We start from the raw sequence: 17,688 nt of genomic DNA, 5'->3' as shown, positions 1-17,688 counted from the left end.
GTCAGGCCGTCCTGCCGCGCGTGAACTCCCAGGCGTCGCCCACGATCGTGGCGAGGTCCGTGCGGTGCGGCCGCCAGCCCAGCTCGGCCCTGGCCGCCTCGCTCGAGGCGATGAGCACCGCGGGGTCGCCCGCCCGCCGAGGGGCGGCCACGGCGGGGATCGGGTGCCCGGTCACCGCGCGGCAGGCCTCCACGACCTCGCGCACCGAGAAGCCGCTGCCCGAGCCCAGGTTGTAGATCGCGTGCCGCCCCGGCTGTGCGTGCTCGAGCGCCAGCAGGTGGGCGTCGGCGAGGTCGTCCACGTGGATGTAGTCGCGCACGCACGTGCCGTCTGGCGTGGGCCAGTCCTCGCCGTACACCTGCACCGCCTCACGGGTGCCCATGGCCACCTGGAGCACGAGCGGGATCAGGTGGGTCTCCACCGCGTGCCGCTCGCCGAAGCGGCCGTGCGCCCCGGCCACGTTGAAGTACCGCAGGCTCACCGCTGCGAGCCCGTGTGCCACGGCGTAGGAGCCGATGGCGTGGTCGATGGCGAGCTTGCTCGCGCCGTAGGGGTTGGTCGGCCTCGTCGGAGCGTCCTCCCGGATCGGCACCTGCTCCGGCTCACCGTAGGTCGCCGCCGTCGAGGAGAACACCAGCCGCGGCGTGCCGTGCCTGCGGATGGCCTCGAGCAACCGGAAGCTCGTCACCACGTTGCCGTTCCAGTACAGCTCCGGCCGTTGCACGGATTCGCCCACGAGCGACTTGGCCGCGAAGTGCAACACGCCGTCGAACCCCTCGGCGAGCACGTCGTCGGCGGCGTCGGCCAGGTCGGCCTCCACGAAGCGCGCGCCGTGCGGCACGGCGTCCTTGTGCCCCGTGGACAGGTCGTCGAGCACCGTCACGTCATGGCCGGCGTCCACCAGGTGGGCGGCGCAGACGCTGCCGACGTAGCCCGCCCCACCGGTCACGAGCAGCTTCACAGACGTCCTCCTCCAGGTTCGGCGCGCGTCGCAAGATCGCCACGCGGCGTGGCCCACCGTCTCACGGCGCGCGCCGACGTTCCCCGAGGGTCTCGCGCAGTGCTCGGATCAGCGAGCCCGCACGAGGACGGCGTGCGCGATGAGCGGCGCCACCGACGAGGAGGCACCGTTGCTCGCCACCGTCACGGCGTCACCGAAGCGGGAGATGGCGTCCACAGCCACGTCCTGCCCCGGCACGATGCCCGCCGACTTGAGGTCGGCCATGAGATCGGCGTCCACCTGCACGTGCTCGGCGATTCGGCGTACCTCCACCGGGCCGCCACCGCGTCGGGCGAACTCGTCGAGCCGCTGCAGACCCACCTCCAGCACCGGCGGCGCAGAGGCGGCGCGCGACGTGGCGGTGTCGTCGCCGCTCTCGAGCTCCTCGAGGCCGGGGATCGGGTTGCCGTACGGGGACGTGGTGGGGTTGTGGAGCAGCCTCACGAGCTTGCGCTCGACCGCTTCGCTCATCACGTGCTCCCACCGGCATGCCTCGGCGTGCACGAACTCCCATTCGAGCCCGATCACGTCCACGAGCAGCCGCTCCGCGAGCCGGTGCTTGCGCATCACCGACACCGCACGCGCCCTGCCTGCCTCGGTGAGCTCGAGGTGGCGGTCGCCCGCCACCACCACCAGCCCGTCCCGTTCCATCCGAGCCACGGTCTGGCTCACCGTCGGCCCGCTCTGGCCGAGCCGTTCCGCGATGCGCGCGCGCAGCGGAACGACGCCCTCCTCCTCGAGTTCGTAGATTGTGCGGAGGTACATCTCGGTGGTATCGATGAGCTCGTTCACGCCCCCAGCCCTTCTGTCAAGGCCCCATTCTATCGGTGCAACGGCTCGCAGCCCCCCCGCCATCCCGGGCAGGATGTGGCAGTGCTCCCGATGGATCCTCTGATCGCTCCCTCCCAGCTCGCGGAACTGCTCGCCGATCCGGATCCCGCCCGGCGTCCGGTCGTGCTCGACGTCCGGTGGCGGCTCGGCGGCCCATCCGCGCGGCCCGACCACGACGCCGCGCACATCCCCGGGGCCGTCTTCCTCGACATGGACACCGACCTGGCCGATCCGCCCGGGCCGGCCGGGCGGCACCCGCTCCCGTCGGTCGACCGGCTGCAGTCCGCGCTCCGCGGTGCAGGGGTGCGCGACGGTTCGCTGGTCGTCGCCCACGACGACGCCCAGGGCGTGCAGGCGGCGCGGGCATGGTGGCTGCTGCGGTGGGCGGGGTTCGCCGCGGGCCGCGTCGCGGTCCTCGACGGCGGGTTCCGCGGCTGGGCTCAGGCGGGGCTGCCCACCACGGACGAGCCGTCCCGGCCCGCACCCGGCGACGTCACGGTCCGGCCCGGCGGCATGCCGGTGCTCGACGCCGACGCCGCGGCCGCCCTCGCCCGCGCCGGCGTGCTGCTCGACGCCCGCGCACCGGAGCGCTACCGGGGGGAGCACGAGCCGATCGACCCGAAGGCGGGCCACATCCCGGGTGCCCGCAACGCGCCGGCCACCGACGTACTCGGCAGCGACGGACGCTGGCTCGCGCCGGTGTCGCTCGCCGAGTGGCTGGCCGGGCTGGCAGAGGCGGGGGAGGGCGAGGTCGGCGCCTACTGCGGGTCGGGCGCCACCGCGGCCGCGCTCGTGCTCGCCGCGGAGCACGCAGGCTTCCGCCCGCCGGAGCGGCCGATCGGGCTGTACGTCGGGTCGTGGTCGAACTGGTCCGCCGATCCGCGGCGTCCCGTCGCCACCGGGACGGCACCGTGAGCGCGCGGGCCGCGGTGGTGTGGACCCCTGCGTTCCTGGGCTACGACCTCGGCGGCAACCACCCGCTCGACCCGGTCCGGCTGGACCTCACGATGCGGCTGGCCACCGAGCTCGGCGTGCTGGAGGGCGTCGAGCCGCTGGTGCCCGAGCAGGCTCCGGACGAGGAGGTGCAGCGGGTGCACGTCCCGTCGTACCTCACCGCGGTGAAGTCGGCGCCCGAGCACCCGTTCGGCGTGGGCCACGGTCTCGGCACCGAGGACAACCCGATCTTCCTCGGGATGCACGAGGCCAGCGCGCTCGTCTGCGGCGGATCGCTGCTCGCCGCGCGCGAGATCGCCGAGGGGCGCGCCGACCGCGCCGTCAACATCGCGGGCGGGCTGCACCACGCGATGCGCGACCGGGCGGCGGGGTTCTGCGTGTACAACGACTGCGCCGTGGCCATCTCCTGGCTGCTCGACCACGGGTTCGACCGCATCGCCTACATCGACGTCGACGTCCACCACGGCGACGGCGTCCAGGCGGCGTTCTACGCCGACCCCCGGGTGCTCACGATCTCGCTGCACCAGCACCCGATGACGCTGTGGCCGGGCACGGGATGGCCGGGCGAGTACGGCGACGGCGAGGCCGCTGGGTCCGCCGTCAACGTGCCGCTGCCGCCGGGCACACCCGACTCGAGCTGGCTGCGCGCCTTCCACGCGGTGGTGCCGTCGCTCCTCTCGGAGTTCCGGCCGCAGATCCTGGTCACCCAGTGCGGCGTCGACACCCACGTCGAGGACCCGCTCGCCGATCTCGGGCTCACGGTCGACGGCCACCGCACCATCTACCGGGCGCTGCGCGAGCTCGCCACCCACACCGCGGGCGGCAAGTGGCTCGCGGTCGGCGGGGGCGGGTACGGCCTGTTCCGGGTGGTGCCCCGGTCGTGGACGCACCTGATCGCCACCGTGCTCGACCGCGACGTCGAGCCGGACCGACCGCTGCCCGCCGGGTGGGTGGCCCACACGGCGGGCCTCACCGGCCAGCAGCTGCCGATCTCGATGACCGACGGCGGTGACACCGGGTACGTCCCGTGGACCGAGGGCGCCGACCGGGTGGACACCGCCGTGCTGGAGAGCAGACGGGCCGTCTTCCCGTTGCACGGCCTCGACCCCGACGACCCGAGGGACTGACGGGCATGACCACGAACAGTGACACGGCCACCGAAACCGACCCGGGCTATCCGCGGCACTGGGAGGCCGACGTCGTGGCCTCCGACGGCGGCATCGTGCACCTGCGCCCCATCCTGCCCAGCGACGCCGACGCGCTGCTGCGGTTCCACCAGAGCCTCTCGGAGCGCACCCGCTACCTGCGCTACTTCGGGCCCTACCCGCGCATCCCGCCGCGCGACCTCGAGCGGTTCACCAACGTCGACCACCGCACGCGGGTGGCGCTCATCTGCCTGCTCGGCGACGAGATCATCGCCGTGGGGCGGTACGAAGGGCTGCCGAGGCCCGACGGGCGGGTCGAGTCGGCGGAGGTCGCGTTCGTCGCTCGCGACGACCACCAGGGCCGCGGTCTCGGGTCGATCCTGCTCGAGCACCTCACCGCGGCCGCGCGGGAGAACGGCCTGCGCCGGTTCGAGGCCGAGGTGCTGGTGGAGAACCACCAGATGGTCCGGGTCTTCCGCGACGCCGGCTACCAGGTGAGCCGGGAGTTCGCCGAGGGTGTGCTGCACCTCGAGTTCGACATCGATCCCACGGAGCGTTCGCTCGCCGTCCGCGACTCCCGGGAGCAGCGGGCCGAGGCCCGGAGCGTGCACAACGCCCTGCACCCCACGTCGGTGGCGGTGATCGGGGCGTCCACGGATCCGTCGAAGATCGGGCACGCGGTGCTGGCCAACCTCCTGCGCGCCAACTTCACCGGGCCCGTCTACCCGGTGAACCCGGACGCGCGGTCGGTGCGCGGGGTGCGGGCGTACGCATCGGTCACCGACATCCCCGACGAGGTCGACCTGGCGGTCGTCGCGGTGCCCGCTGCGGGCATCGACGAGGTGATGGACTCCTGCCTGGAGAAGGGGGTCACCACGCTCGTCGTGGTGAGCGCCGGGTTCGCCGACGTGGGTGAGAGCGGTGTCGTCGCGGAGCGGCGCCTGGTGTCCGAGGCGCGGGCCCACGGGATGCGGGTGATCGGGCCGAACGCGCTCGGCGTGGTCAACAACGACCCCGCCGTGCGGCTCAACGCCACTCTCGCCCCCGATCTCCCCGGCGCGGGCAGGGTCGGGTTCTTCTCGCAGTCCGGCGCGCTGGGCATCGCGATCCTCGCGGCGGCGAAGGAGCGCGGGCTCGGCCTGTCCACGTTCGTCTCGGCCGGCAACCGGGCCGACCTGTCCGGCAACGACCTTCTGCAGTACTGGCAGACGGATCCGAACACCGACGTCGTACTGCTCTACCTCGAGACGTTCGGCAACCCGCGCAAGTTCGCGCGCCTTGCCCGCAGGCTCGCCCGCACCAAGCCGATCGTCGCGGTGAAGAGCGGGCGCCACTCCGGTCCGACCCCGGCACTGGCGGCGAGCGCCGCGCGGATCGACGAGGCCAGCGTGCGGGCGCTTTTCGAGCAGGCGGGCGTGATCCGGGTCGAAACGCTCGCCCAGCTGTTCGACACCGCGCTCCTGCTCGCCTACCAGCCACTCCCGGCGGGCCCGCGGGTCGCGGTGGTGGGCAACTCCAGCGCCATCGGTGTCCTGGTCTCCGACGCCCTGCTGGACGGCGGGATGGAGCTCGCGGGTCCCCCGATCGACGTCGGCACCGCGGCGCGGCCGGAGGAGTTCGCCGCGGCGGTCGGCCGCGCGATCCGGGACGACCCGGAGGACGGAACGGCGGGCGGAGATGCCGGCGGAGCCGATGCCCTCATCGCCGTGTTCGTCCCGCCCATCGCGATCCCCGGCGCCGAGTACGCACGGGCGCTGCGCGGGGCCGTGGCGGGGTCCGACAAACCGGTGGCCGCGGTGTTCCTCGCCGCCGAGGGAGTGCCGGCCGAGCTGTCGGTGGCCCGGGAGGACGGCTCGCCGGGGCCGGGCTCGGTGCCGAGCTATCCCAGCCCGGAACGTGCCGCGGCGGCGCTCGCGCGGGTCAGCCGCTACGCGAGCTGGCGGTCGCGCCCGGTGGGGGAGTTCGTCAGCCCGCCGGGGATCGACGCGGAGCGGGCCCGCGGGGTGGTCGCCCGCCTCGGTGCGGAGCACTCCCATCGGCTCGGCGATGCCGAGGCGGTCGAGCTGCTGGCGTGCTACGGCGTGCCGGTCACCGACTTCCGCGTCGTGTCGGACGCCGACGCGGCGGTCGCGGCGGCCGAAGGGCTGGGGTACCCGGTCGCGCTCAAGGCGATCGGCGACCGCTGGCGCCACCGCACCGACCTGGTGGGCGTCCGGCTCGACCTGGACACCCCGTCCGGCGTGCGCCGCGCCCACGCCGACCTCGCCCGGCTCACCGGGCAGAGCGAGGTCTACGTGCAACGGATGGCTCCGAAGGGGATCTCCTGCGTTCTGGAGATCATCGACGACCCGTCGTTCGGGTCGCTGCTGTCCTTCGGGCTGTCCGGGATGGCCACCGAGCTGCTCGGCGACCGCGCGTTCCGGGTGGTCCCGGTGTCCGACCAGGACGCCGCATCGCTGGTGCGTGCCCCGCGGGCGGCGCCGCTGCTGGCGGGTTACCGCGGCACCGAGCCGGTCGACCTGGCCGCGCTGGAGGACCTGGTTCTGCGGGTGGGCCGGATCGCGGAGGATCTGCCCGGGGTGCGTTCGCTGGTCCTCGACCCGGTGCTCGCCTCGGCCGAGGGGGTGTTCGTCACGGGGGCCCGCATCGTCCTCGGCCCGCAGCCCACGCGCCACGACGAGGGGCCGCGGCGCCTGTCGTAGAGCGTCTCGCCTCGGGTGGCCGCCTGTTCGCGCAGCCCCTCACCGCCGGAAGGAGACCTGCAACGTCGGCTGGCTGACGCCGGCGAAGAAGTCGTTGCCCTTGTCGTCCACCACCACGAAGGCGGGGAAGTCCTCCACCTCGATGCGCCAGACCGCTTCCATCCCGAGCTCGGCGTACTCGAGCACCTCGACCTTGCGGATGCAGTCCTGGGCCAGGCGGGCGGCGGGGCCGCCGATCGAGCCGAGGTAGAACCCGCCGTACGTGGCGCAGGCGGTGGTCACCTGCTGCGACCGGTTGCCCTTGGCCAGCATGACGAGCGAGCCGCCCGCGGCCTGGAACTGCTCCACGTAGGAGTCCATCCGCCCCGCGGTGGTCGGGCCGAACGAACCGGACGCGTAGCCCTCGGGCGTCTTCGCAGGCCCGGCGTAGTAGACGGGATGGTCGCGCAGGTACCGCGGCATCGGCTCGCCCGCCTCCAGCCGCTCGGCGATCTTGGCGTGGGCGATGTCGCGCGCCACGACGAGCGGGCCGGAGAGCGACACGCGCGTCTTCACCGGGAGCGTCGAGAGCTGGGCGCGGATGTCGGCCATCGGGCGGTTGAGGTCCACGTGCACGACCTCGTCCGACAGGTCGTCGGCCGTGGTCTCGGGCAGGAACCGGGCCGGGTCGCGCTCGAGCTGCTCGAGGAACACCCCCTCCGGGGTGATCTTGGCCTTGGCCTGGCGGTCGGCGGAGCAGGACACCGCGATCCCCACCGGGAGCGAGGCGCCGTGCCGCGGGAGCCGGATCACGCGCACGTCGTGGCAGAAGTACTTGCCGCCGAACTGCGCGCCGATCCCGAACCCGCGGGTCAGCTCCAGCACCTGCTGCTCGAGATCGCGGTCGCGGAAGGCGTGCCCGAGCTCGGAGCCCTCGGCCGGCAGGCTGTCCAGGTAGCGCGCGGAGGCGAGCTTGGCGACCTTGAGCGTGTACTCGGCCGACATCCCGCCCACCACCACCGCCAGGTGGTACGGCGGGCAGGCGGCGGTGCCGAGCGAGCGCAGTTTCTCGTCGAGGAACGTCGCGAGCTTCTTCGGGTTCAGCAGCGCCTTCGTCTCCTGGTAGAGGAAGGTCTTGTTGGCCGAGCCGCCGCCCTTGGCCATCACGAGGAGCTCGTACTTCGGGGCCTTTCCCTGCGCGGTGTAGAGCTCCACCTGCGCGGGCAGGTTCGTGCCCGTGTTCTTCTCGTCCCAGAACGAGGTCGGCGCCATCTGCGAGTACCGCAGGTTCAGCTCGTCGTAGGCCTCGAACACGCCTCGGGAGATGGCGCGCTCGTCGTCACCGCCGGTGAGCACGGTCTCGGTGCGCTTGGCCACGACGATCGCGGTGCCCGTGTCCTGGCACATGGGCAGCACCCCGCCCGCCGACACGCACGCGTTGCGCAGCAGGTCGGTGGCCACGAAGCGGTCGTTGGGCGACGCCTCGGGGTCGTCGACGATGGCACGCAGCTGCGCGAGGTGCGATGGCCTCAGCATGTGCTGGATGTCGCGCACCGACTCGCGCACGAGCGCGGTGATCGTGGCGGGGTCGATCTCGAGGAAGGTGCGGCCCGCCGCCTCGACGACCCGGCCCGGAGGCAGGTCGAGGAGCCGGTACTCGGTGTCGTCAGGACCGAGGGGAAGCACGTCGGTGTGGTGGAAACCGGGCACCCGAAGAAACTAACAGCGAAACTCACCGACCATAGTGGTCGGGAGGCCGGACCGGCCCCCGACCAGTCCGACCTCCCGTGGTGCGCGCGCACGAACGCCGCCGGCGCGCGAGGTCTCCCGGTGGGAGAGGTTCTCCTGCCAACGGCGCCACGTCAACTTCTGGGCAGCACCTGCTCGTGGACCGTAGTGTCATCGGCATGCCTGGATCGATTCTCGGGACCTCCGTTCGCCGCGTCGAGGACCGTGACCTCATCACCGGGGCGAGCACCTACGTCGGAAACCTCGCCCTCGAGGGCGTCCTGCACCTCGCGTTCGTGCGTTCCCCGCTCGCCCATGGCGTGATCACCGGAATCGACACGTCGGCAGCGGTCGCGGCGCCCGGTGTCGTCGCCGTGTACACCGCCGCCGACCTCGACCTGCCGGCGCACCACGGCCTCTTCGTCGTGAACAAGGACCTGCCGCGGCCACCGCTCGCCACCGACCGGGTCCGTTTCGTGGGAGAGGCCGTCGCCGTCGTCGTCGCCGAGTCGAAGGCCGCCGCCGTCGACGCGGTCGAGCTGGTGGAGGTCGACTACGACCCGCTTCCGGCCGTCGTCGACATGGAGGCCGCGCTCGAGCCGGACGCGGAGCTGCAGTTCCCGGAGCTGGGCACCAACCTTGCCAAGGGTGAGCGGTCCGCCGACGCCGATGTGCTCTCCGAGGCCGATGTGGTCGTGCGGGCCCGGCTGGTGAACCAGCGCCTCGCCGTGATGCCGATGGAGGGCAACGCGATCGCCGTCCTGCCCGGCGGCTACGACGGCGCGGACCACGACCTCACGATCTGGGTCTCCACCCAGATGCCGCACGCTTTTCGCGCACAGGCGGCCACGCTGTTCGGGTGGGACCAGGACCGGGTGCGGGTGATCGCGCCCCACGTCGGCGGCGGGTTCGGCGGCAAGGCGGGCATGCTCGCCGAGCACACGACGGCCGTCGGGGTGGCGCGGGCGCTGGGCCGCCCCGTCACCTGGGTGGAGACCCGCTCGGAGAACCTCGTGTCGATGCCCCACGGGCGTGGGCAGGTGGCCTACTACGAGCTGGGCCTCACGCGCGGCGGCGAGATCACCGGGCTGAGGGCGCGGGTGGTGGGCGACAGCGGCGCGTACGCCGGGTTCGGCGGCGGCCTGGTGTTCCTGTCCACGCTCACGATGGCCACCGGGGTGTACCGGATCCCGAAGCTCGCCTTCGACGGCGCGGTCGCGCTCACCAACACCACGCCGATGGGCGCGTTCCGGGGCGCGGGCCGCCCGGAGGCCACGGCGCACATCGAACGCATGATGGACATCGCCGCGGCCGAACTGGGCATCGACCCGGTCGAGCTGCGCAGGCGCAACTTCATCCAGCCCGACGAGTTCCCGTACCAGACGCTCTCCGGAGTGCGCTACGACATCGGGGACTACGACCTGTCGCTGCGCGAGGCGCTGCGGCTCGTCGACTACGAGAAGCTGCGGGAGGAGCAGGCCTCCCGGCGCGAGGCGGGCGATCCGGTGCAGCTCGGCATCGGCGTCAGCGTGTACGTGGAGATCACCGGCGGGGCGGGCGACGAGTTCGGCTCGGTCACCGTGCACCCCGACGGCTCCGCCACGATCTCGGCGGGGACCTCCGCCCACGGCCAGGGCCACGCCACCTCGTTCGCGATGGTCGCGAGCGACCGGCTCGGCATCCCTGTGGAGAAGATCCGGTTCGTGCAGTCCGACACGGCCACGGTGCCGCGTGGCGGCGGCACGGGCGGGTCGCGGTCGCTGCAGATGGCGGGCAACGCCGTGCGGGCCGCGGCCGACGACGTGCTCGAGCAGGGCCGCAAGCGAGCCGCGGCGATGCTGGAGGCCTCCGTCGACGACGTGCAGCTCACCGACGACGGCGAGTTCGGCGTGGTCGGCGTCCCGTCGGTCACGATCAGCTGGGCGCAGGTGGCGAGCGGGGCGGAGTCCGAAGGCGAGCAGCTCTTCGCGGGCCTCGACTTCCACCAGGACAGCGCCACGTTCCCGTTCGGTGCGCACGTGGCGGTGGTCGAGGTCGACACCGACACGGGCCGGGTCACCCCGCGGCGCCACGTCGCCGTGGACGACTGCGGGCGCGTGCTCAACCCGCTGATCGTCGAGGGCCAGCAGCACGGCGGGCTGGCGCAGGGTATTGCGCAGGCGCTCTACGAGGAGGTCGTCTTCGACCCCGACGGCCAGCCGCTCACCGGCACGCTCGCCGACTACCGGATGCCGAGCGCCGCGGATCTGATGATGTTCGAGACCGCCAACACCGAGACGCCCACCCCGCTCAACCCGCTCGGGGCGAAGGGCATCGGCGAGTCGGCGACGGTCGGGTCCACGCCGGCCGTGCAGAACGCCGTGGTCGACGCGCTGAGCGCGCTCGGCGTGCGGCACGTCGACCTGCCGTGCACCCCGGAGCGGGTGTGGCGGGCCGTGCAGGACGCGCGGGCCGGGCAGCCGGCCGACCCGTGGCGCGAGCCGCCCGCCGTCTTCGCGACGCTCCCGGTCCGCAGCGCGGACGAGGCAGTCGCCGACGAGGGCACCATCTGACGAACACCGCTGCGGCTCGCGGGGCTCCGCGAGCCGCAGCGGGAGTCAGAGCGAGACCATCCCGCACCAGAACAGCGGGCCACCGGTGACGTCGACGTCGTACTTGCGGGCGAAGGTCAGCCGTCCGTCGTCGCCGATGCCGAACACCGACAGCCCGGCGGGCACCTCGCGCACCTGATCGCCGTCCCGTTCCGCCAGCGGGGCGACGGCGGCCGTCACCAGCATCTTCCCGTTCGGATGGATGGAGAAGGTGCGCGCGTGGAAGGCGTCGATCCCGACGCTCTGGATCAGGGTCGGCTCGCCGCTGCTGTCGTCGATCGAGAAGACGGCCACGGTGTTCTCGCCGGCGCCGTGAACTTTCTTCCCCGCGAGGTCGACGGTGCCGTCGGAGCGGTTGACGAGGTAGACGAACCTCCCGTTCGGGTGCACGTGGATCGGGCCGAGGTACTGAGCAGGCGCCCGGAGCTCGGGCTGACTCACCGTCGCCTTCGTGAACAGCGGGGACGGGCTGATCCCACCGTCCTGCACCCCGTAGGTCAGCAGTTCGTTGTTGCGCTCCATCGAGACGTACATCCACGGCTTCGTCGCATGGAAATCCACGTGGCGCGGGCCGAATCCCAACCCGTCGCCATCGCTGACGGAATGCGCGCTCGACAGCTGGCCATCGGAGTACCGGAACACCCTGAGGGCACCGGGCGCAGCGGGCGCCGTGGCGGTGGCGTCACTGCCTCGCGCGCTGACCACGACGATGTCTCCCGACGGGGCGACCCGTACCTGGTGGGCGTAGATGCCGACGTCGACGGGCTCTCGTTGCGCGACCGGGTCGCCGATCGAGCCGTCCGCGTTCAGCGTGTGCACGGTCAGGTTCGACGGTTGGTTGTAGGCGATGAGGAGATGGCGCCCGCTCGGGTCCACGCTGATGTGGATCGGCCGGTTGTCGAGCGTGAGGGGCCGGTTGAACTCGGTGAGTCGCCCGGTTCCGCTGTCGATGCGGTACACCGCGACGCCGTGGTTGTCGTTCGCCTTCGAGCGATTGCTGTAGGCCACGTACAGCACCGGCGCGGTCGGATGCACCCAGACGTACTGCACGAGATCGGGCGTGCGGATGACGCTGTCCCGGCTGAGGGTCAAGGCGTTCTCGTCCACGGTGTACAGGCCGAGATCGGCGCCGACCGAGGCGTAGAAGACCGTGCGAGCGGGCGCGGCAGGTTCCGCGGGCTCCGCCGGTGCGGCCGGTGCGCACGCGACTCCCGATGTCGCGGTGGCCGCGACTCCCGCCATCAGCATCACGAACTTCCGTCGACCTAGCGGGGGACCCTCGCTGCGCGTGCCCATGACAAGCCTCCGTTGGCCCAGAATGCAGCGAGGCTATGACCGCCGAGTGATACTGGTCTAACACCGATTGGGCATTGAATGATGTCCAAGTGGCATCAGTCTCGTTCGGGTGATCCCGATCGGTTCTTCCCCGTTCATCCTGGTCGCCAGCTTGATCACGGATGTCGGATCCACCCCCCGATCGTGTGCTCCGCGCTCGATGGGACCAGACTGCCCGCCGTGACGACCGGTGAGGTGAGGGAATGAGGCTGGCGACGATCCGAACGGCCACGGGCAACCGCGCCGTCCGGGTGGACGAGACCGCGGCAGTGGAGACAGGCGATGCGGACGTCCGCGCGCTCCTGGAACGCCCCGACTGGACCGCGCACGCCGCGGCGGCGGCCGGGCCGTCGCACCCCCTCGACGGCCTGCACTACGCGCCGCTCGTGCCGGCGCCCGAGAAGATCATCTGTGTCGGCCTGAACTACCGCGACCACGTCCTCGAGATGGGCAACCAGCTGCCCGACTACCCGACGGTCTTCGCGAAGTTCGCCCCGGCGCTCGTCGGTGCCCACGACGACATCGTGCTGCCGCGCGCGTCGACGGCGATCGACTGGGAGGTCGAGCTGACGGTCGTGATCGGGCGGTCGGTCCGGCACGCCACACCGGAGCAGGCCGAGGCGGCGATCGCCGGCTACACGGTGCTCAACGACGTGAGCGTGCGCGACTTCCAGCGTCGCACGTCGCAGTTCCTGCAGGGCAAGACGTTCGAGCGCACCACCCCGCTGGGGCCGTGGCTCGTGACGCCCGACGAGCTCCCGGACGGCGGCTGGGAGGTCTCCACCGTGCTCGACGGCGAGACGATGCAGAGCTCGTCCACGAAAGAGCTGGTGTTCTCGCCGGTGGACCTGATCGTCTACCTGTCCGGGATCGTGACGCTCAACCCCGGCGACGTGATCGCCACCGGCACCCCTGGCGGGGTCGGTCACGCCCGCAGGCCCGCGCGCTACCTCACCGACGGCGCCGAGCTCGTCACCCGCATCGCGGGTGTCGGCGAGTGCCGCAACACCTGCCGCCTGGAGGCTGCGCCGTGAAACAGAGGGCGATGACGGTTGCGGGTCCCCGCTCCCTCGCCCACACGCTCGCATGGACCGGCGACGGGGCCGCCCACCTGCGCGGGCTCATGATGCGGATGGGCGACGACGCGTTCGCGGCACCGTCCGCGCTCCCGGGGTGGAGCCGGGCACACGTGCTGACGCACGTCGCGCGCAACGCCGACGCGATGATCAATCTGCTGACCTGGGCGCGGACGGGTGTCCGTACCCCGGCGTACGCGAGCCGCGAGCAACGGGACGCCGACATCGAGGCAGGTGCGCGCAGGGCTGCCGTGGAGATCCGCGCGGACGTCGTGGACTCCTCGGACCGGCTGGCCCATGTCGTGCGTGCGATGCCGGAGTCGGCGTGGTCCGCGCACGTCCAGAACGCGCAGGGCCGGGACCTGGTCGCCACAGACATCCCATGGCTGCGTGCCCGCGAGATGTGGATCCACGCCGTGGACCTCGATGTCGGTGCCTCGTTCGCCGACATGCCGGCCCCGATGGTGGCTGTGCTGCTCACCGACGTCACCCGGTCGATGGGGGAGAAGCCTGACTGCCCCGCCCTGCGCCTCACGGCGCCGGACGGTTCGGTGTGGGAGATCGGCGACCAGACCGCGGCGACGACCATCAGCGGCCCGGCCTCCGGTCTCGCGGCCTGGCTGCTCGGCCGCAGCAAGGGCCGTGACCTGCGCAGCTCCGGCGGCAGGAAGCTCCCCGCCCTGCCCCGCTGGCTCTGAGCCGCTCGAACGATCCCCGACCAGCGCACACCTGCCGTCCGGTCCGTGGGAGGCTCCGGCCGTGCACTCGTCGCCGCGTCCCACACCGGACTTCGCCGCCGTTCGCACCGAGTTCGCGCTCCCCGACGCCTTCCCTTCCGCGGTGCTGGCCGAGGCGGCAAGGGCCGCCGCGGACCGCCCCGGCCCGGGGCCAGGGCGCCGGGACGCCACGGACATCGAGCTGGTGACGATCGACCCGCCGGGCTCGAAGGACCTCGACCAGGCCGTGGGCGTCGTCCGGCGCGGGTCCGGGTTCCGGGTGTACTACGCGATCGCCGATCTGGGCGCGGTCGTCGCCCCCGGTGGGGTGTTGGACGCCGAGGTGCGGCGGCGAGGGCAGACGATCTACCTGCCGGACGGGTCGGTGCCACTGCACCCGGCCGTGCTGTCGGAGGACGCGGCGAGCCTGCTCCCGGACGGGCCGCGAGCCGCCGTGCTGTGGACCTTCGACCTGGACGACGCGGGCGAGCAGGTCGCGGTGGCCCTCGAGCGGGCGGTGGTGCGGTCGCGGGCCCGGCTGGACTACGCGGGCGTGCAGGCGGATGTGGCCGCGGGCCGTGTGCACCCGGCGCTGGCCGCTTTACCCGAGCTCGGTCCGCTGCGCCGCGCGCACGCGGTGCGGCGCGGGGCGATCGAGCTGGAGCTCCCCGAGCAGGAGGTCGTGCCGGACGGGTCCGGCGGCTGGACGGTACGGGTGCGCCGCAGGCTGGACGTCGAGTCGTGGAACGCGGAGATCTCCCTGCTCACGGGCATGGCGGCGGCCCGGATCATGCTCGACGCCGGGGTCGGCCTGCTCCGTACGCTCCCGGCGCCGGAACCGGACGCGCTGGCGGCGTTCCGGCGCGCGGCGCGCGAGCTCGGCTTCGGGTGGCCCGAGGACGCGCCGGTGGCGGAGGTGCTGGCCGGGCTGCCCGCGGACACGCCGTCCGCCCTCGCGGTGCGCCGCGCGGCCACCGCGCTGCTGCGCGGGGCGGGCTACCGCGCGTTCGACAGCTCCGCGGGAACCGAGCCCCCCGCGGACGCAGGACACGGCGGCATCGGGGCGCCGTACGCCCACGTCACGGCGCCGCTGCGGCGGCTCGCAGACCGGTTCGGCACCGAGGTCTGCCTCGCGGTCACCGCAGGCGCCGAGCTGCCCGACTGGCTCCGCACGGCGCTCCCGACGGTGCCGGGAGTGATGGACGAGTCGGACGGGCTGGCCTCCCGCGTGGACCGGGCCTGCCTCGACCGCACCGAGGCCGCGCTGCTCTCCGGGAGCGTCGGGCGGGAGTTCGACGCGGTCGTCCTGCGCGCGGACGGTGAGGCGGGCGAGGTCTACGTGCCCGACCCGCCCGTGCTCGCGCCCTGCACGGGTGCCCTCATCGCGGGCGCGCTCGTCCGCGTGCGCCTCACCGCGGCCGATCCGGGCACCGGCCGGATCGAGTTCGCCGTTTCCTGATTCAGCGGGTCGGGCGCGGCTACCCTCGTGTCCGGCGGGCGGTCCGCCCGATGATTCTGGGAGGTGGGCCGGTGCCCGACCGTGCGTTCCGCTACGGCATCGAGCACGAGAGCGCGCTCGTGCACGTCGGTGGCGGGTTCGCCGACTACACCTCCACCACCTTCGAGGAGCTCCAGGCCGTGGTGGACGCGCTGCCCGAGGACCCGGCCGACTACCCGGACCTGCGCGTCGGCGACCAGGGGATCAAGCGCAAGCGGTGGTACGTCGAGGGCTACGAGCGCTTCGACGAGCGCGGCGACCTCGTCCGGTGCGACCCGAAGGGCCTCGAGGTCCGCACCCGCATCCACGATTCGATCGAGGCCACCGTCGCTGCGCTGCGCGCCGACCTGCGTCTGCTCGACGCGGAACTGGCCCGCACCGGGCTGCGTGCCACGACGATCGCGTTCAACCCCGTCCGTTCGGAGTACCGGATCGACCCGCCGCTGAACGCGTGGGAGCAGGCCCACCGGCAGGACTCGCCGGAGGAGCGCACCGCGCACCTGCACATGTCCACCTATGGACCGGACCTGAACCTGTCCTGCAACGGGCTCGACGAGGCGGCCATCGTCGACGTCGGTCGCAAGCTCACCTATTACAGCCCGTGGCTGGTGCCGTTGTCGTTCTCCTCACCGTTCCGCGACGGCGGGCCGTGGGGTGGGCTCTCGGCGCGCACGGCGGTGCGCACCGGGGTGCGGCCCGCCGCGCTCGTGTTCCTGGTCGGGCCGGAGGGGCAGCTCGACGCCGACCCGTCGCTCACGCAGGTGGCGCGCCTGCCCGCCGAGGTGGGGCGCATCGAGTTCAAGGCGTTCGACGCCTGCCCCCACCCCGAGCTCTACGGCGAGCTGCTCTCCCTGCTCACCGGCGTCGCCCTGGACGAAACGCTGGAGGGCAGGCGCACCACGCCCGACGCGGGCCTGCACAAGCACGTGGCAGGCGTCGGCCTTGCCGACGACGACGTGCACGCGGGCACCGGTGAGCTCCTCGACGCGGCCGAGCGGGCCCTCGCCGACCGGCCGGCCGACCTCGCCCGGCTCGCCCGGCTGCGCGAGCGGTGGCTCCGGCGGGAGTCGCCCGCCGACGCGATGCTCGCGGCCTACCGCGCGGGCGAGCCGGTGGGCGGCCTTCTCCCATGAGCGATTCCGACGAACGGCGGGTTCGTCGGATAGGTTCCGACGAACGCGCCGTTCGTCGGATCAGGTGTAGGAGTGCTCCTCCGCGGGATAGCGGCCTTCGGCCACCTCCGCGCCGAACCGGCGTGCCGCATCGAGGAGCACCCCGCCGACGTCCGCGTACTGCTTCACGAACCGCGGCTTGCGGCCCCGGTTCATGCCGGCCATGTCCGACCACACCAGCACCTGCGCGTCGCAGTCGGGGCCCGCACCGATCCCGATCGTCGGGATGTCCAGCTCGGCCGTCACGCGCTTCGCCACGTCGGCGGGCACCAGCTCCAGCACCACCGCGAAGGCGCCCGCCTCCTGCAGGGCGATGGCGTCCTCGACGAGCCGGTCGGCCGCCTCGCCGCGGCCCTGCACGCGGAACCCGCCGAGCGCGTGCTCGCTCTGCGGCGTGAAGCCCAGGTGCGCCATCACCGGGATGCCCGCGCCGACGAGCGCGTCGACCTGCGGCACGAACCGGGTCCCACCCTCGAGCTTCACGGCATGCGCGCCGCCCTCCTTCATGAACCGGAAGGATGTGGTGAGTGCCTGCTCGGGGCCGGTCTGGTAGCTGCCGAAGGGGAGGTCGGCCACGACGAGCGCGGTTCGCGCGCCCCGGGAGACCGCCTTGACCAGCGGCAACAGTTCCTCGACCGTCACCGGCAGCGTGTTCTCGTAGCCGTAGACGTTGTTGGCGGCCGAGTCGCCGACGAGCAGTACCTTGATGCCGGCCTCGTCGAAGATCTCCGCGGTGTAGGCGTCGTAGGCGGTGAGCATGGCCCAGCGCTCGCCGCGTTGCTTGAGAGCGTGCAGGTGCGGGATGCGGACCCGCTTCGGCCGCTCCACGGTGCGGTACGGGGACTCCTCAGACATCGCTGTCCGTCCTCCCTCGAGGCCCGTGCGGGTCCCCGGGTCGTCAGGTGCTGACCTGGAGAAGCGTGGCACCGGCACGGGAGGGGGGCGCCGTGCTGGGACGAGA

The 17,688-nt window shown here is 72.8% G+C and carries 13 protein-coding genes; 8 read left to right on the top strand and 5 right to left on the bottom strand.

Translation table 11 applies throughout. The features are described from left to right. Position 1: 1 nt before the first annotated feature. A complete protein-coding gene (gene galE, locus K1T35_RS33780; RefSeq protein WP_220255813.1) occupies positions 2-961 on the bottom strand; it encodes a UDP-glucose 4-epimerase GalE in 960 nt (319 codons plus the stop codon). A 108-nt stretch (positions 962-1,069) separates the two neighbouring features. Continuing rightward, on the bottom strand, positions 1,070-1,792 hold the full coding sequence (locus K1T35_RS33775) for a metal-dependent transcriptional regulator (protein ID WP_220255812.1): 723 nt from the start codon (positions 1,790-1,792) through the stop codon (positions 1,070-1,072). Positions 1,793-1,882: 90 nt separating this feature from the next. Here K1T35_RS33775 and K1T35_RS33770 point away from each other — a divergent pair, with 90 nt between their 5' ends. From K1T35_RS33770 to K1T35_RS33760, 3 genes are read left to right on the top strand one after another with little or no spacing between them, the layout of a single operon-like run. After that, complete coding sequence (locus tag K1T35_RS33770) at positions 1,883-2,746, top strand: sulfurtransferase (protein ID WP_220255811.1); 864 nt, start codon at positions 1,883-1,885, stop codon at positions 2,744-2,746. Continuing rightward, positions 2,743-3,912: an acetoin utilization protein AcuC gene (locus K1T35_RS33765; RefSeq protein WP_220255810.1), complete on the top strand. Its 1,170-nt coding sequence runs from the start codon at positions 2,743-2,745 to the stop codon at positions 3,910-3,912. The genes K1T35_RS33770 and K1T35_RS33765 overlap by 4 nt, the downstream gene beginning before the upstream one ends. A 5-nt stretch (positions 3,913-3,917) precedes the next feature. Next, complete coding sequence (locus tag K1T35_RS33760) at positions 3,918-6,632, top strand: bifunctional GNAT family N-acetyltransferase/acetate--CoA ligase family protein (RefSeq protein WP_220255809.1); 2,715 nt, start codon at positions 3,918-3,920, stop codon at positions 6,630-6,632. A gap of 39 nt (positions 6,633-6,671) precedes the next feature. Here K1T35_RS33760 and K1T35_RS33755 read toward each other — a convergent pair whose 3' ends face one another. Continuing rightward, a complete protein-coding gene (locus K1T35_RS33755; protein WP_220255808.1) occupies positions 6,672-8,321 on the bottom strand; it encodes a fumarate hydratase in 1,650 nt (549 codons plus the stop codon). Between the two features lie 197 nt (positions 8,322-8,518). On the opposite strand from K1T35_RS33755, the gene K1T35_RS33750 reads away from it, so the two are divergent. Next, positions 8,519-10,891, top strand: coding sequence for a xanthine dehydrogenase family protein molybdopterin-binding subunit (locus K1T35_RS33750; RefSeq protein WP_220255807.1), 2,373 nt, complete (start codon positions 8,519-8,521; stop codon positions 10,889-10,891). 45 nt (positions 10,892-10,936) lie between these two features. Here the strand turns inward: K1T35_RS33750 and K1T35_RS33745 are convergent, their stop codons facing one another. Further along, a complete protein-coding gene (locus K1T35_RS33745) occupies positions 10,937-12,226 on the bottom strand; it encodes a beta-propeller fold lactonase family protein (protein ID WP_220255806.1) in 1,290 nt (429 codons plus the stop codon). Positions 12,227-12,468: 242 nt separating this feature from the next. Here K1T35_RS33745 and K1T35_RS33740 point away from each other — a divergent pair, with 242 nt between their 5' ends. The 4 genes from K1T35_RS33740 (at position 12,469) to K1T35_RS33725 (ending at position 16,688) form a co-directional block, all read left to right on the top strand. Continuing rightward, a complete protein-coding gene (locus K1T35_RS33740) occupies positions 12,469-13,299 on the top strand; it encodes a fumarylacetoacetate hydrolase family protein (RefSeq protein WP_220255805.1) in 831 nt (276 codons plus the stop codon). 11 nt (positions 13,300-13,310) lie between these two features. Beyond that, positions 13,311-14,039 carry a maleylpyruvate isomerase family mycothiol-dependent enzyme gene (locus tag K1T35_RS33735; RefSeq protein WP_220255804.1) on the top strand — a complete coding sequence of 243 codons (729 nt, stop codon included), beginning with the start codon at positions 13,311-13,313 and terminating at the stop codon, positions 14,037-14,039. A 61-nt stretch (positions 14,040-14,100) separates the two neighbouring features. Then, the gene (locus K1T35_RS33730) at positions 14,101-15,516 is read left to right on the top strand and encodes an RNB domain-containing ribonuclease (RefSeq protein ID WP_220255803.1); all 1,416 of its coding nucleotides are present in this window, start codon (positions 14,101-14,103) and stop codon (positions 15,514-15,516) included. Positions 15,517-15,587: 71 nt separating this feature from the next. Further along, complete coding sequence (locus K1T35_RS33725) at positions 15,588-16,688, top strand: glutamate-cysteine ligase family protein (RefSeq protein ID WP_255621030.1); 1,101 nt, start codon at positions 15,588-15,590, stop codon at positions 16,686-16,688. A gap of 60 nt (positions 16,689-16,748) precedes the next feature. Here K1T35_RS33725 and panB read toward each other — a convergent pair whose 3' ends face one another. Next, a complete protein-coding gene (panB, locus tag K1T35_RS33720; RefSeq protein WP_220255801.1) occupies positions 16,749-17,582 on the bottom strand; it encodes a 3-methyl-2-oxobutanoate hydroxymethyltransferase in 834 nt (277 codons plus the stop codon). Between the last annotated feature and the right edge of the window lie 106 nt (positions 17,583-17,688).

It is taken from the genome of Pseudonocardia sp. DSM 110487 (genome assembly GCF_019468565.1).
GTDB lineage: Bacteria > Actinomycetota > Actinomycetes > Mycobacteriales > Pseudonocardiaceae > Pseudonocardia.
Note: the sequence above shows the minus strand (reverse complement) of the source record. Positions and strands in the feature narration are given on the sequence as shown.

Excerpts from the sequence above, each read along its gene's own strand:
- K1T35_RS33770 (WP_220255811.1), top strand. The coding sequence starts at position 1,883 with ATGGATCCTCTGATCGCTCCCTCCCAGCTCGCGGAACTGCTCGCCGAT.
- K1T35_RS33760 (WP_220255809.1), top strand. The coding sequence starts at position 3,918 with ATGACCACGAACAGTGACACGGCCACCGAAACCGACCCGGGCTATCCG.
- K1T35_RS33750 (WP_220255807.1), top strand. The coding sequence starts at position 8,519 with ATGCCTGGATCGATTCTCGGGACCTCCGTTCGCCGCGTCGAGGACCGT.
- K1T35_RS33745 (WP_220255806.1), bottom strand. The coding sequence starts at position 12,226 with ATGGGCACGCGCAGCGAGGGTCCCCCGCTAGGTCGACGGAAGTTCGTG.
- K1T35_RS33740 (WP_220255805.1), top strand. The coding sequence starts at position 12,469 with ATGAGGCTGGCGACGATCCGAACGGCCACGGGCAACCGCGCCGTCCGG.
- K1T35_RS33735 (WP_220255804.1), top strand. The coding sequence starts at position 13,311 with ATGACGGTTGCGGGTCCCCGCTCCCTCGCCCACACGCTCGCATGGACC.
- panB (WP_220255801.1), bottom strand. The coding sequence starts at position 17,582 with ATGTCTGAGGAGTCCCCGTACCGCACCGTGGAGCGGCCGAAGCGGGTC.